Here is a 13,445-nt window from a genome sequence, read left to right on the forward strand (position 1 = left end):
GAAAGATATCAATGCCCCGAAGGTGCTGGCAACGGCGGGACGAACGCCCGGTTCCGGCGGTGACCCGGGCAGTTGCGGCGAGCGACCCCGCGGTGACGCGACCCCGTGCGAGGCTGGACGCGACGGCGGTCAGGAGGTGCGCATGGGCGCCACGCCCCGGCTCGACTTCGCGTTGGACACCTACGAGTGCATCGTGCTCTACCCGGGACCCTCGGGCCGGGCGCTGCCGGAGGAGACCGTGCAGCGGTTGCAGTCCGAGCATCTCCGGCACATGCAGGCGTTGCAGCGGCGCGGCATCGTGCTGATCGACGGCTCGGTGGACGGGCCGGCCCGGGAACCCGACCCGCCGATCGGCTTCGGGCTGGCCCGGACCGGGTCGGTGGACGACGTCCGCAGCGTCATGGAGGCCGACCCGGCGGTGCAGGCCGGGCTCTACCGGGTGGAGGTGCTGACCTTCCTCTGCCCGGCCGGCTCGCTGGAGTTCCCGCTGGTCAAGGCGGAGAGCTGAGGGACTGTCGCGCGGGCGACGGCGGGCCGCCCCGGGTCGGTGCTACGGTCCGGCCCACGCAGCGACCCCGGCACGTCCGGCGCCCGCCGGCCCGGGGTCGGCCGAGGAGTCCGCCATGACCTCCGCCCCGGATGTCCCGCGCGCCACCGACCTGCTCCGCGCGGCGCTCGGCGACCGCCTGCTCACCCCGGCCGACGCCGGCTTCCCGGCCGCCGTGCGGCTCTGGAACGGCGCGCCGGGCGCGGTCCCCGCGCTGGTGGCCCGCGCCCTCGACGCCGCCGAGGTCGCCCTGGCGGTCCGCGTCGCCCGGCGCTGCCACCTGCCGCTGTCGGTCCGGGCCGGCGGCCACGACTGGGCCGGCCGGGCGCTGCGCCAGGGCGGACTGGTCGTCGATCTCACCGCGCTGCGCCGGGTGGACGTCGACCCCGGCGCCGGCGTGGTCACCGTGGGCGGCGGGGCGACGGCCGGTGACGTGCTGGCCGCCCTGCGGCCGTACGACCGGGTCGTCCCCACCGGCGTGGTGCGCGCGGTCGGGATGGCCGGGCTGACCATGGCCGGCGGCTACGGCCCGCTCTGCGGCCGGTACGGGCTGGCGCTGGACAACCTGCTCGGCGCCGAGGTGGTGCTCGCCGACGGCCGGCTGGTGACCGCCGACCCGGCGCACGAACCCGAGCTGTACTGGGCGCTGCGTGGCGGCGGCGGGAACTTCGGCGTGGCCACCGCGCTGCGCTACCGCACGCACCCGCTGGCCACCGTGCTCGCCGGCATGCTGCTGTTCCCGCTCGACCAGGCGACGGCGGTGCTGCGCGGCTACGCCGGCGTGGTGCGGGACGCGCCGGACGAGGTGACCGTGATGGCCGGCTTCCTGCCCGGCCCGGCCGGCGAACCGGTGGTCTTCCTCGCCCCGTTCGTCAGCGGCGACGACCCGGCGGCGGGCCGGGCCGCGGTGGACCGGCTGCGCGCGCTCGGCACGCCGCTGGTCGACCAGGTCGGCCCGCTGGCGTACGAGGACGCGCTGCGCCTGTTCGACGGCGGGATGGCCGACGGCAACCACTACCTGCTGCGGACCCGGTGGCTGGCCCGGGTGGACGAGCCGGTGGTGGCCGCGCTGACCGCGGCGGCCGGCGCGGTCAGCTCGCCGTTCTCGGCGATCGCGCTGCACCACTTCCACGGCGCGGCGGCCCGGGTGCCGATCGGCGGGACCGCGTTCGGGCTGCGTGCCGACCACCTGCTGGTCGAGATCATCGCGGTCTGGACGCCGGGCGGGGACCCGGCGCCGCACCGGGCGTGGGCCGAGCGCACCTCGGCGGCGCTGGCGCCGCACGCGCTGCCCGGCGGCTACCCGAACCTGCTCGCGCCGGAGGAGACCGACCGGGTCCGGCTCGCCTACGGGCCGAACTGGGACCGGCTGCGCCGGGCCAGGCGCCGGTACGACCCGCACGAGGTGTTCTCCGCCGTGCCCACGCTGCCGCCGGCCGACCGGCCCGGACCCCGCGTCGGGCGGTGACGACGGGCGGTACGATTTCCGCCGCGCGGTCGCCGATGCCCGCCACACGACGTTCCGGTGCGGTACGCCTACCGCCCGCCCGCGCGTTTGTTCGCGCGTCGTTGGACAACTGTTCCGCAAGTCCGCAAGGGGTCGGCTGGTGAGCCGACCCGGAGGAGAGACTAGCCTGATGGGCGTGACACGCCGCGCGAAGATTGTCTGCACTCTCGGCCCCGCCACCTCGTCCCCGGAGCGCATCCGGGGGCTCGTCGAGGCCGGCATGAACGTGGCGAGGCTCAACTTCAGCCACGGCAGTCACGCCGACCACGAGTCGGTCTGCCGGATGGTCCGGGAGGCGGCCGAGGCCGCCGGGCAGCCGGTCGCCGTGCTCGCCGACCTCCAGGGCCCCAAGATCCGGCTCGGGCGCTTCGCCGACGGTCCGCACGAGTGGCGCACCGGCGACTCCGTGGTGATCACCAGCGATGAGATCGTCGGCACCAAGGAGCGGGTCTCCTGCACCTACCGCAAGCTGCCGCAGGAGGTGAAGCCGGGCGACCGGCTGCTGATCGACGACGGCCGGGTCGCGGTCGAGGTCAGCGACGTCACCGGCAACGACATCCGCTGCCTGGTCACCGAGGGCGGCCCGGTCTCCAACAACAAGGGCGTCTCGCTGCCGAACGTGGCGGTCAGCGTCCCGGCCATGTCCGACAAGGACGCCGAGGACCTGCGCTTCGCCCTCGGCCTCGGCGTCGACATGGTGGCGCTCTCCTTCGTCCGCTCGCCGGACGACATCAAGCTCGTCCACTCGATCATGGACGAGGAGGGCGTCCGTCGCCCGGTGCTCGCCAAGGTCGAGAAGCCGGAGGCGGTCGACCACCTGGAGGCGATCGTGCTCGCCTTCGACGGCGTCATGGTCGCCCGCGGCGACCTCGGCGTGGAACTGCCGCTGGACCAGGTCCCGCTGGTGCAGAAGCGCGCCGTGCAGCTCTGCCGGGAGAACGCCAAGCCGGTCATCGTGGCCACCCAGATGCTCGACTCGATGATCGAGAACTCCCGCCCGACCCGCGCCGAGGCCTCCGACGTGGCCAACGCCGTGCTCGACGGCGCGGACGCGGTGATGCTCTCCGGCGAGACCAGCGTCGGCAAGTACCCGGTGCTCACCGTCAGCACCATGGCGAAGATCGTCACCACCACCGAGGCCGGCTCCATCGCCGTGCCCCGGCTCCAGCACGACCCGCGTACGCACGGCGGCGCGCTCACCGTCGCCGCGTCGTCGATCGCCCGCGCCATCGGCGCCAAGGCCATGGTGGCGTTCTCGCAGACCGGCGACACCGTCAAGCGGCTCAGCCGGCTGCACTGCGACCTGCCGCTGCTGGCGTTCACGCCGGTGCCGGAGGTGCGCAACCAGCTCGCGCTCTGCTGGGGCGTGGAGACGTTCCTGATGCCGTTCGTGCAGCACACCGACGACATGTTCCGCCAGGTCGACCAGGCGCTGCTCGGCCTGAACCGGGCCAACCCGGGCGACTACGTGGTGATCGTGGCCGGCAGCCCGCCCGGCACGCCCGGCTCCACCAACACGCTGCGCGTGCACCAGCTCGGCTCGCTCGTCGACGCCGCGGCGGCCCGGGCCCTCCAGTGAGTGACGCTCCGGTGGCGACCGGGCAGGCCGCCGTCGACCAGCTCCTGGAGGTGCTGGACCTCGCGCAGACCGGCGAGATGGCCTTCCGCGGGATGAGCCCGCAGGTGGGCCCGCAGCGGGTCTACGGAGGCCAGGTCGCCGGTCAGGCGCTGGTGGCGGCCGGCCGCACGGTCGGCCCGGAGCGGGCCGTGCACTCCCTGCACGGTTACTTCGTGCGGCCCGGCGACCCGGCCGAGCCGATCGACTACCAGGTGGAGAACGTCCGCGACGGCCGGTCCTTCTCGGTGCGCCGCTCGGTGGCGCTCCAGCACGACAAGCCGATCTTCTTCATGTCGGCGTCGTTCCAACGGCAGGAGGAAGGGCTGGACCACCACGCCCCGCTCCCACCCGACGTGCCGGGCCCGGACGACGTGCCCACCATGACCGACCGGCTGTCCCGCTACCCGGAACGGCTCGGCATCTGGGGGCAGATCCCGCGCCCGATCGACGTCCGGTACGTCGGCGAGCCCGGCTGGGTACGCCCCGGCGACCGCCCGGCCGAGCCGCACCAGCGGGTCTGGATGCGCATCGACGGCAAGCTGCCGGACGACCCGCTGCTGCACGCCTGCGCGCTGACGTACGCGTCGGACCTGACGCTGCTCGACTCGGTGCTGTCGGTGCACGGCGAGGTGTGGGGGCCGGGCGGGGTGGTGGGCGCGAGCCTCGACCACGCGCTCTGGTTCCACCGGTCGTTCCGCGCCGACGAGTGGTTCCTCTACGACTGCTGGAGCCCGTCCGCGTCGGGTGCCCGGGGCCTGGCCACCGGCCGGATGTTCACCACCGACGGCCGGCACATCGCCAGCGCCGTGCAGGAGGGGCTGCTGCGCCGGGTGGGTGGCTGACCCGGCAGCCGTGACCGTTCGGCCGAGGGTCGGGAGACCGGGCGGCTGAACAGGCGACTAACCTTGCCGGCATGCGTCTCTCCGCCCGGGTCGACTATGCCCTCCGTGCGGCTGCCGAGCTGGCCTCGGTCGCCGAGGGCACGACCGCCGGGCGGAGCCGGCCGGTGACCGCCGAGCAGATCGCCCGCTCGCAGGACATCCCGCCGAAGTTCCTGGAGAGCATCCTGCTCCAGCTCCGCCGGGGCGGCATCGTGCACGCCCAGCGGGGCCCCGAGGGGGGCTACTGGCTGGCCCGTCCGGCCGGGGAGATCTCCCTGGCCGAGGTGATCCGGGTGATCGACGGGCCGCTGGCGCACGTCCGCGGCCACCGCCCGGAGCAACTCGGCTACCAGGGCGCGGCCCGCGCGTTGCAGGACGTGTGGATCGCGCTGCGGGCCAGCGAGCGGGAGATCCTGGAGCTGGTCACGATCGCCGACGTGGCCACCGGCACGTTGCCCGCCCGGGTCAACGAGCTGGCCGCCGACCCGCGCGCCTGGAGCTGACGGCCGTCCGGCGTGTCCCACCAACCGGATGGGGGACTTGACCCGGGGTGCCTCCGTGCCGCATTGTCGACCAAGTTGATAGGAGATACCGAAAAGTCAGGGGGCGCTCGTGCGCAAGCTGCTGGTACTCGCCCTCGTCGGGCTCCTCGCGCAACTGGTCGACGGCGCGCTCGGCATGGCGTACGGGCTGACGTCGTCGACGCTGCTGCTCTTCGCCGGTGTCGCGCCGGCCGCGGCCTCCGCCTCGGTGCACCTGGCCGAGATCGGCACCACGCTCGCCGCCGGCGTCTCGCACTGGCGCTTCGGCAACGTCGACTGGAAGGTGGTCGGCCGGATCGCGCTGCCCGGCGCGATCGGCGCGTTCGCCGGCGCCACGTTCCTCAGCTCCATCTCCACCGAGTCGGCCGCCCCGTGGATGGCCGCCATCCTGTTCACCCTCGGCGCGTACCTGCTGATCCGCTTCTCCCGGCCGCTGCGCGCCAACCGGGCCGCCGGCCGGCTGCGTAGCCGCTTCCTGGCCCCGCTCGGGCTGGTCGCCGGCTTCGTCGACGCCACCGGCGGTGGCGGTTGGGGGCCGGTCGCCACCCCGGCGCTGCTGGTCTCCGGCCGGATGGAGCCTCGCAAGGTCATCGGCTCGGTGGACACCTCCGAGTTCGTGGTGGCGGGCGCGGCCAGCGTCGGCTTCCTGATCGGCCTCGGCTCGGAGGGCTTCCTGCTGCCCACCGTCGCCGCGCTGCTGATCGGCGGCCTGATCGCCGCGCCGATCGCGGCCTGGCTGGTCCGCATCGTGCCCGCCCAGGTGCTCGGCGCCGTGATCGGCGGCGTGATCGTGCTGACCAACGCCCGCACCCTGCTGCGCGCCGGTGAGTTGGGCGGCCCGGTGCCGGCCCTGGTCTACGCCGTGCTCGGCGCCGGCTGGCTGGTCGCCATGACGCTGGCGGTACGCGCGCTGCGTCGCGCCCGCCGGGCCCGGGCCACGGCCGAGGCGGCGCTCGCCGCGGCGCCGACCCCGTCGGCCGCGGTGGCCGAGGCCTCGGCTCCGTCGGTCGAGGCGGGGGAGCCCCGGCCGCTCGCCGCCGCCGTCGAGGGCTGAGCCTCCCGCGTCGGGGTTGAGCCTTTCGCGTCGGGGGTTGAGAGTCCCGGGTCGAGGGCTGAGCCGCCGGCGTCGCTGACGAGCGGCATCCCGGCCGGCGCGCCGCGATCGTCGGCGTTTCGCCGGCCCGGGGTGGATGCTCTCGCGCGCGATATACCGCTCCGTCATATTTATGCCTCAGTGGTATATCGCCGTTCCGCGAATTGTGGTGCCGAGACGTCACTCTCCGTGGTCGGGATGGAGGGCGAGGTTTCGCCGGGGCGCGGCGTGCTTGTGGGGGTGCGCGGTGGTGGCTACGCTGGCGGAGCGCGGAGCCTAATCATCAACGTCGATGCGTCGACGTTCCCGTCGCGTCAGCGCACGTGCACACTCCCGCCGGTCCGGGCAGGCCGGCGTCGCCGCGTGCCCGACCTTCGCGAAAGGCAACCCCCGTGCACCACACCACCTCACGCCGGCTCGCCCTGCTCGCCGCGGTCTCGGCGGCCACGCTGGCGGCCGGCGTGCTCACCACCGTCACCGCCTCGGCGGCGGCCGCCGCCTGCCGGGTCGACTACCGGATCACCAACCAGTGGGGCGGCGGCTTCGGCGCCGACGTCACCGTGACCAACCTCGGCGACCCGGTCGACGGCTGGACGCTCGGCTGGAGTTTCGCCGCCGGTCAGCAGGTCGCCCAGGCGTGGAACGCCACGGTCAGCCAGTCCGGCGTCCAGGTCACCGCCCGCGACGCCGGCTACAACGCCGCCATCGGCACCGGTGGCACCGCGAACTTCGGATTCAACGCCTCCTGGAACAACGCCAGCAACCCGGCCCCCACCACGTTCACGCTGAACGGCACCACGTGCACCGGCGCGCCCCCGACCGCGACGCCGACGACGTCCGGCCCGACCACTCCGCCGCCCACCACGCCGCCGCCCACCACGCCGCCGCCCACCACCCCGCCGCCCACCACTCCGCCGGCAGGCGCGAAGCAGATGGAGAAGCTCGACCGGGGGCTGGTCAGCGTCCGCTCCGGCAGCGGGAACCTGGTCTCCTGGCGACTGCTCGGCACCGAGACCTCGGGCGTGTCGTTCAACCTCTACCGCGGCGCCACCAAGGTCAACGCGAGCCCGATCACCGGCGCCACCAGCTACCTGGACGGCGGCGCGGCGGCCGGGTCCGCGTACACCGTGCGGGCCGTGGTGAACGGCGCCGAGCAGGCGGCGTCCGCCCCGGCGCTCCAGTTCGCCAACGGCTACCTGGACGTGCCGATCCAGGCCCCGCCCGCAGGCACCACGCCGAGCGGCGAGGCGTACAGCTACTCGGCCAACGACGCCAGCGTGGGCGACCTCGACGGCGACGGCCGCTACGAGTTCGTGCTCAAGTGGGACCCGTCGAACAGCAAGGACAACTCCCAGTCCGGCTACACCGGCAACGTCTACGTCGACGCGTACACCCTGACCGGCGCCCGGCTGTGGCGGATCGACCTGGGTCGCAACATCCGCGCCGGCGCCCACTACACCCAGTTCCAGGTGTACGACTACGACGGCGACGGGGACGCCGAGGTGGCCATGAAGACCGCCGACGGCTCGCGCTCCGGCACCGGCCAGGTGATCGGCTCGTCCTCGGCCGACCACCGCAACTCCAGCGGCTACGTGCTCGCCGGCCCGGAGTACCTGACCATGTTCGACGGGCGCACCGGCGCGGCGCTGTCCACCGTCGACTACGACCCGCCGCGCGGCACGGTCTCGTCCTGGGGCGACTCGTACGGCAACCGGGTCGACCGGTTCCTCGCCGGCACCGCCTACCTGGACGGGCAGCGCCCCTCGCTGATCATGGCGCGTGGCTACTACACCCGCGCGGTGATCGCCGCCTGGGACTTCCGCGACGGCACGCTGCGCAAGCGGTGGACGTTCGACTCCAACGCCTCCGGCAACGGCGCCGCCGCCGGTCAGGGCAACCACCAGCTCTCGGTGGCCGACGTGGACAACGACGGCCGTCAGGAGATCGTGTACGGGGCCGCCACCATCGACGACAACGGCCGGCTGCTCTACTCGACCGGCAACGGGCACGGCGACGCGCTGCACGTCGGCGACCTCGACCCGTCCCGCGCCGGCCTGGAGGTCTTCAAGGTCGACGAGGACGGCAGCAAGCCCAGCTCGTGGATGTCCGACGCGCGTACCGGTCAGCTCCTCTGGCAGACCGCGCCGAACGGCGACAACGGTCGCGGCGTCTCCGACGACATCTGGGCCGGCAGCCCCGGCGCCGAGTCCTGGTCCTCGGCTGTCGACGGCCTGCTCAACACGCGCGGGCAGAACGTCGGCCGCAAGCCGTCCTCGGCCAACTTCCTGATCTGGTGGGACGGCGACCCGGTCCGCGAGCTGCTCGACGGCACCAAGATCGACAAGTATGGCACCGGTGGCGAGACGCGACTGCTCACCGGCAGCAACGTCGCGTCCAACAACGGCACCAAGTCGACCCCGGCGCTCTCCGCCGACCTGTTCGGCGACTGGCGCGAGGAGGTGGTCTGGCGCACCGCCGACAGCTCGGCGCTGCGCGTCTACAGCACGCCGGTCACCACCGGCCTGCGCCTGCCGACGCTGATGCACGATGCGCAGTACCGGGTCGCCGTCGCCTGGCAGAACACCGCCTACAACCAGCCGCCGCACCCGGGCTTCCACCTCGGGGACGGCATGAGCACGCCGGCCGCGCCGAACATCTACCTGCGCTGAAACGGCAGGCACCGGGTCGCCGGCCGCGGAATCCGCTCAGCCGGCGACCCGGTGCACCACACCGCAGCATTCCCGACCCGTCCCGACCGGGAATGCCGTACCACCACCGGGGACAAAGCTATGCGTCCCACGCGACGCTGCGGTGACGTGGCTATGAAGAGCGTGTTTCAGCCTTCGCGGCGCAGGCCACCGGCCACCTTCTCGGCGATCAGCTCGAACGAGCGGACCCGGTCGTCCACGTCGTAGACCATCGCGGTCAGCATCAGCTCGTCGGCGCCGGTGCGCTCCAGCAGCGTCCCGAGCTGCCGGGCCACCGTCTCCGGCGAACCGGTCGCCTGACCGTCGCGACGCTGCGCCACGAACTCCCGCTCCAGCGCGGAGTACGGATAGGCCGCCGCCTCCTCCGGCGTGACCAGCGGCTCCGGCCGCCCCGACCGCAGCTTCAGGAACGACAGCCCGGCCGGCCCGGCCAGCCACTCCGCCCGCTCGTCGGTCTCCGCGCAGACCGCGTTGACCGCCACCATCGCGTACGGCCGGTCCAGCCACTGCGACGGCCGGAAGTGCTGCCGGTAGAGCTGCAACGCCGGGACGGTGTTCTGCGCGCTGAAGTGGTGCGCGAACGAGAACGGCAACCCGAGCAGGCCGGCGAGCTGGGCGCTGAAGCCGCTCGACCCGAGCAGCCACACCTGCGGTGACTGCCCGCGCCCCGGCGTCGCGGTGATCGGACCCGGCTCGGCGCCGGAGAAGTAGTTCATCAGGTCGGCCAGCTCGCGCGGGAAGTGCTCGGCGGACAGGCCCTCCATGGTGCGGCGCAACGCCAGCGCGGTCCCCTGGTCGGTGCCGGGCGCCCGCCCGATGCCCAGGTCGATCCGACCCGGGTGCAGCGCGTCGAGCGTGCCGAACTGTTCGGCCACCACCAGCGGCGCGTGGTTGGGCAGCATCACCCCGCCCGAGCCCAGCCGGATCGTGCTGGTGTGCGCGGCCAGGTGCGCGAGCAGCACCGCCGGCGCCGAACTGGCGATCGCCGGCATGTTGTGGTGCTCGGCCACCCAGAACCGGCGGTAGCCCAGCTCCTCGGTGCGGCGGGCCAGCTCGGTGGTGTGCCGCAGCGCCTCACCGGCGTTGCCGGTCGCGGCCACCGGGGCAAGGTCAAGAACAGACATCGGTACGTCGATCACGAACTGGTGCAACCCGCCCGGTGCCGGAATTGTTCCGTCGGGTGGGTCAGCCCATACCTCGCGCCTGCTCGAAGATCAGACTGGTCTGGGTGTGCTGCACCGCCGGATCGACCGCCAGGTGGTCGAGCACGAAGTCCCGCAACGCGTCCCCGGACGCCGCCCGCACGTGCAGCACGTAGTCCTCCGCGCCGGCCACGTGGAACACCGACACCACCCCGGGCAGCCGCACCGACCGGGCCCGGAACGCGTCCACCGCGGCCCGCTCGTGCGCGGTCAACCGCACCGACACCAACGCCTGCAACGGCAGGCCCACCGCCGCCGGGTCCACCTCGGCGTGGAACCCGCGGATCGCCCCGCACTCCCGCAACGCCCGGGTACGCGTCAGACACGTCGACGGCGCCACCCCCACCCGCTCGGCGAGCGCGTTGTTCGGCAGCCGGCCGTCCGCGGTCAGCTCGGTGAGGATCGCGCGGTCGACGTCGTCGAGCGCGGAGAACGGCCGTACAACATTCGGTGCGAGAGGCATGCCGACATCCTCCACCGAACAAGCTCCGGACGAAAGCGAGATCATCAGAATCTTCTTCGCTCCCCTTGCCCTGACCCGTCGTCATGTTCGACGCTTCCCGGCATGACCGCCGTGGACACCGCAGCCGTGCACGCCGGGCGTGACGACCTCGCCGGGCTCGGCGTCCACGTCCCGCCCATCGACCTCTCCACCACCAACCCGCTGCCCTCGGTCGCCGGCGGCGGCGACGACTACGAGACGCTCGCCACCGGCAACCCGCTCCCGGCCGGCGGCAGCGCCGTCTACCAGCGGCTCTGGAACCCCACCGTGGCCCGCTTCGAGACCGCGCTCGCCCACCTCGAAGGCACCGCCGAGGCGGTCGCCTTCGCCAGCGGCATGGCCGCGCTCACCGCCACCCTGCTCGCCGCCACCCGCGACGGCAAGCGCCACGTCGTCGCCGTCCGCCCGCTCTACGGCGGCACCGACCACGTCCTCGCCATCGGCCTGCTCGGCACCGAGGTCACCTGGGCCCGCGCCGACGACGTCGCCGCCGCGATCCGCCCCGACACCGCGCTCGTCGTCGTGGAGACCCCGGCCAACCCGACGCTCAACCTCGTCGACATCGCCGCGCTCGCCACCGCCGCCGGCGACGTCCCGCTGCTCGTCGACAACACCGTCGCCACACCCGTCCTCCAGCAGCCCGCCCGGCACGGCGCCGCGCTCGTCCTGCACAGCGCCACCAAGAGCATCGGCGGCCACGGCGACGTCCTCGCCGGCGTCGTCGCCTGCGCGCCCGACTGGGCCGCCCGGCTGCGCCAGGTACGCGCCGTCACCGGCGCCGTCCTGCACCCGCTCGGCGCGTACCTGCTGCACCGCGGCCTCCAGACCCTCCCGCTGCGGGTCCGCGCCCAGCAGGCCGGCGCCGAGAAACTCGCCGCCTGGCTCGCCGGCCACCCCGCCGTCGAACGGGTCCACCACCCGTCCCGGCACGACCCGGCCGGGCTGATCGGCCGCCAGATGTCCGGCGGCGGCAGCCTCCTCGCCTTCGAGGTACGCGGCGGCGCGCCCGCCGCGGCCACGGTCGCCGGCGCCTGCGAACTGATCACGCATGCCCTCTCGCTCGGCGGCGTCGACACGCTGATCCAGCACCCGGCGTCGCTGACGCACCGGCCGGTCGAGGGCGACGCCAAGCCGGGCGGCGCGCTGCTGCGCGTCTCGGTCGGGCTGGAGGACCCGGAGGACCTGCGGGCCGATCTGGCGCGGGCGCTGGCGTCGATCTGACGCGCGCCGCTCGCGCGCCCGTGCGGGCGTCCGGTCAGGACTTCGGGCCGACGTGCCGGTCCAGCGCGGCGACCGCCTCCCGGCGCGCGACGGACAGGGACCACGGCAGGTTCATCCGCCAGGCGATGCCGAGCAGGTCGAGGGCCCACTGGCACAGAGCCATGATGTCGGCGGAGCGGTTGGAGAACATGTAGCGGGGATAGACGTACGCCTTCCCGCGAACGACGACCCGGTTGGCGAAACGGCAGCCGTCGGAGTGGAAGAGCCCGCGCAGGAAGTCGCCCGGGTGTGCCTCGACGAGGGTGCGTTGCCAGTCCGCGAGGACGATCGGGCGCTCGTGCTTCTTGCCGGGCCCGTGCTGGGGGAACAGGCACGGCCAATGAAGTGCGGTGCTCTGCACGGCGACACAACCTCGCTTCTGGATGCGCTGCACCTTGTTGGCCAAGACGGCGCGCATCGCGGCGTCGCACAGGTCGATCAGGTTCGGCCAGGCATCCGCGCAATAGATGCGGAGCACCGGCGTTCGGTCCGTGGTGACCAGATGGCCGTCTCCCAGGTAGAGCCCGAGCAGGTAGGCGTAGGCAGCCTGATCGAGTGGACCTTCCTGGTCGGGGCGACAACGGAAGCACCGGACCGCGCTGCCGAAGATCGCCGGTTCAGGCCGGTCGACGCACCAGTGCCAGACTGTGGTGTACGGCAGGGAGAGGCTGCGGGCCACGGAACGGATGTTGCGACCCCGGGCGCGAAGGGCGCGGGCTCGTGCCCGCATCTCGGGAGGATGCACAGCAGCATCCTCGAACAGGTGTATGACAAAAGTGCCGGGAGCGGGATTCGAACCCGCAAGCCCTTTCGGGCAGAAGTGTTTGAGACTTCCGTGTATGCCGTTCCACCATCCCGGCGGGGTGGGGTAACTGTACCCGACTAGGCTCATGCGGGAGCATGGGTGGTGACCGTGCCGAGATCGATGGTGGGAGTGGCTCGTGGGCGAGATGCAGACGGATGCCGAGCGCAAGCGCGTTCTGATCGCCGAGGACGAGGCGCTGATCCGGCTGGACCTGGCCGAGATGCTGGTCGAGGAGGGCTACGAGGTGGTCGGCGAGGCCGGCGACGGGGAGACCGCCGTCAAGCTCGCCGAGGAGCTCAAGCCCGATCTGGTCATCCTCGACATCAAGATGCCGATCATGGACGGGTTGGCCGCCGCCGAGCGGATCGCCGGCGCGCGCCTCGCCCCCGTGATCATCCTGACCGCGTTCAGCCAGCGTGACCTGGTCGAGCGGGCCCGGGCGGCCGGTGCGATGGCGTACCTGGTCAAGCCGTTCCAGAAGAGCGACCTGGTGCCGGCCGTGGAGATCGCGCTGTCCCGGTACTCGGAGATCTCCGCCCTGGAGGCGGAGGTGGCCGGCCTCACCGACCGGCTGGAGATCCGCAAGACCGTCGAGCGGGCCAAGGGCGCGCTGATGACGACGTACGGCATGACCGAGCCGCAGGCGTTCAAGTGGATCCAGCGCACCGCGATGGACCACCGGATGACCATGAAGGAGGTCGCCGAGCGGATCCTCGCGGAGACCGCCGGCGGCGAGGTGGCGCAGCAACCCGCCTCCTGACCCAAGGGGCGGGGGAGCGA

The 13,445-nt window shown here is 73.3% G+C and carries 12 protein-coding genes and 1 tRNA gene; 9 read left to right on the forward strand and 4 right to left on the reverse strand.

The window, feature by feature from the left end; all coding sequences use genetic code 11:
* The first annotated feature begins 142 nt into the window (after window positions 1-142).
* From ACLQ2W_RS20745 to ACLQ2W_RS20775, 7 genes are all read left to right on the forward strand, one after another.
* On the forward strand, window positions 143-508 hold the full coding sequence (locus ACLQ2W_RS20745) for a YciI family protein (RefSeq protein WP_107157528.1): 366 nt from the start codon (window positions 143-145) through the stop codon (window positions 506-508).
* A 115-nt stretch (window positions 509-623) separates the two neighbouring features.
* Window positions 624-2,015 (forward strand): FAD-binding oxidoreductase, encoded by a 1,392-nt coding sequence (locus ACLQ2W_RS20750; RefSeq protein ID WP_425787829.1) that lies wholly within the window; start codon window positions 624-626, stop codon window positions 2,013-2,015.
* 169 nt (window positions 2,016-2,184) lie between these two features.
* Window positions 2,185-3,633 (forward strand): pyruvate kinase, encoded by a 1,449-nt coding sequence (gene pyk, locus ACLQ2W_RS20755; RefSeq protein ID WP_425787830.1) that lies wholly within the window; start codon window positions 2,185-2,187, stop codon window positions 3,631-3,633.
* 11 nt (window positions 3,634-3,644) lie between these two features.
* Window positions 3,645-4,514: an acyl-CoA thioesterase gene (locus tag ACLQ2W_RS20760; RefSeq protein ID WP_374709214.1), complete on the forward strand. Its 870-nt coding sequence runs from the start codon at window positions 3,645-3,647 to the stop codon at window positions 4,512-4,514.
* 71 nt (window positions 4,515-4,585) lie between these two features.
* Window positions 4,586-5,056 (forward strand): RrF2 family transcriptional regulator, encoded by a 471-nt coding sequence (locus tag ACLQ2W_RS20765; protein ID WP_425787831.1) that lies wholly within the window; start codon window positions 4,586-4,588, stop codon window positions 5,054-5,056.
* A gap of 109 nt (window positions 5,057-5,165) precedes the next feature.
* Window positions 5,166-6,149 carry a sulfite exporter TauE/SafE family protein gene (locus ACLQ2W_RS20770; protein WP_425787832.1) on the forward strand — a complete coding sequence of 328 codons (984 nt, stop codon included), beginning with the start codon at window positions 5,166-5,168 and terminating at the stop codon, window positions 6,147-6,149.
* 431 nt (window positions 6,150-6,580) lie between these two features.
* Window positions 6,581-8,857 (forward strand): cellulose binding domain-containing protein, encoded by a 2,277-nt coding sequence (locus ACLQ2W_RS20775; protein WP_425787833.1) that lies wholly within the window; start codon window positions 6,581-6,583, stop codon window positions 8,855-8,857.
* A gap of 167 nt (window positions 8,858-9,024) precedes the next feature.
* On the opposite strand, the gene ACLQ2W_RS20780 is transcribed toward ACLQ2W_RS20775, so the two are convergent.
* Window positions 9,025-10,020 carry an LLM class flavin-dependent oxidoreductase gene (locus ACLQ2W_RS20780; RefSeq protein WP_405090448.1) on the reverse strand — a complete coding sequence of 332 codons (996 nt, stop codon included), beginning with the start codon at window positions 10,018-10,020 and terminating at the stop codon, window positions 9,025-9,027.
* Between the two features lie 61 nt (window positions 10,021-10,081).
* Window positions 10,082-10,561: an Lrp/AsnC family transcriptional regulator gene (locus ACLQ2W_RS20785; protein ID WP_425787834.1), complete on the reverse strand. Its 480-nt coding sequence runs from the start codon at window positions 10,559-10,561 to the stop codon at window positions 10,082-10,084.
* A 102-nt stretch (window positions 10,562-10,663) separates the two neighbouring features.
* Between ACLQ2W_RS20785 and ACLQ2W_RS20790 the strand changes: the two genes are divergently transcribed.
* On the forward strand, window positions 10,664-11,821 hold the full coding sequence (locus ACLQ2W_RS20790; RefSeq protein ID WP_425787835.1) for a trans-sulfuration enzyme family protein: 1,158 nt from the start codon (window positions 10,664-10,666) through the stop codon (window positions 11,819-11,821).
* Between the two features lie 34 nt (window positions 11,822-11,855).
* Here the strand turns inward: ACLQ2W_RS20790 and ACLQ2W_RS20795 are convergent, their stop codons facing one another.
* Together ACLQ2W_RS20795 and ACLQ2W_RS20800 are read right to left on the reverse strand one after the other, a co-directional pair.
* A complete protein-coding gene (locus tag ACLQ2W_RS20795; RefSeq protein ID WP_425787836.1) occupies window positions 11,856-12,590 on the reverse strand; it encodes a transcriptional regulator in 735 nt (244 codons plus the stop codon).
* Window positions 12,591-12,637: 47 nt separating this feature from the next.
* Window positions 12,638-12,720 (reverse strand) — tRNA-Leu (locus ACLQ2W_RS20800).
* 81 nt (window positions 12,721-12,801) lie between these two features.
* Between ACLQ2W_RS20800 and ACLQ2W_RS20805 the strand changes: the two genes are divergently transcribed.
* Window positions 12,802-13,425: an ANTAR domain-containing response regulator gene (locus tag ACLQ2W_RS20805; protein WP_405090445.1), complete on the forward strand. Its 624-nt coding sequence runs from the start codon at window positions 12,802-12,804 to the stop codon at window positions 13,423-13,425.
* Window positions 13,426-13,445 lie beyond the last annotated feature (20 nt).

The sequence above is a fragment of the Micromonospora sp. DT227 genome, from assembly GCF_049841835.1.
In the GTDB taxonomy this organism is placed as follows: domain Bacteria; phylum Actinomycetota; class Actinomycetes; order Mycobacteriales; family Micromonosporaceae; genus Micromonospora.

What these genes read in the sequence shown, in the direction of transcription:
- pyk (WP_425787830.1), top strand. Translation starts at nt 2,185, where the DNA reads ATGGGCGTGACACGCCGCGCGAAGATTGTCTGCACTCTCGGCCCCGCC.
- ACLQ2W_RS20790 (WP_425787835.1), top strand. Translation starts at nt 10,664, where the DNA reads ATGACCGCCGTGGACACCGCAGCCGTGCACGCCGGGCGTGACGACCTC.
- ACLQ2W_RS20780 (WP_405090448.1), bottom strand. Translation starts at nt 10,020, where the DNA reads ATGTCTGTTCTTGACCTTGCCCCGGTGGCCGCGACCGGCAACGCCGGT.
- ACLQ2W_RS20795 (WP_425787836.1), bottom strand. Translation starts at nt 12,590, where the DNA reads ATGCGGGCACGAGCCCGCGCCCTTCGCGCCCGGGGTCGCAACATCCGT.
- ACLQ2W_RS20785 (WP_425787834.1), bottom strand. Translation starts at nt 10,561, where the DNA reads ATGCCTCTCGCACCGAATGTTGTACGGCCGTTCTCCGCGCTCGACGAC.
- ACLQ2W_RS20745 (WP_107157528.1), top strand. Translation starts at nt 143, where the DNA reads ATGGGCGCCACGCCCCGGCTCGACTTCGCGTTGGACACCTACGAGTGC.
- ACLQ2W_RS20750 (WP_425787829.1), top strand. Translation starts at nt 624, where the DNA reads ATGACCTCCGCCCCGGATGTCCCGCGCGCCACCGACCTGCTCCGCGCG.
- ACLQ2W_RS20765 (WP_425787831.1), top strand. Translation starts at nt 4,586, where the DNA reads ATGCGTCTCTCCGCCCGGGTCGACTATGCCCTCCGTGCGGCTGCCGAG.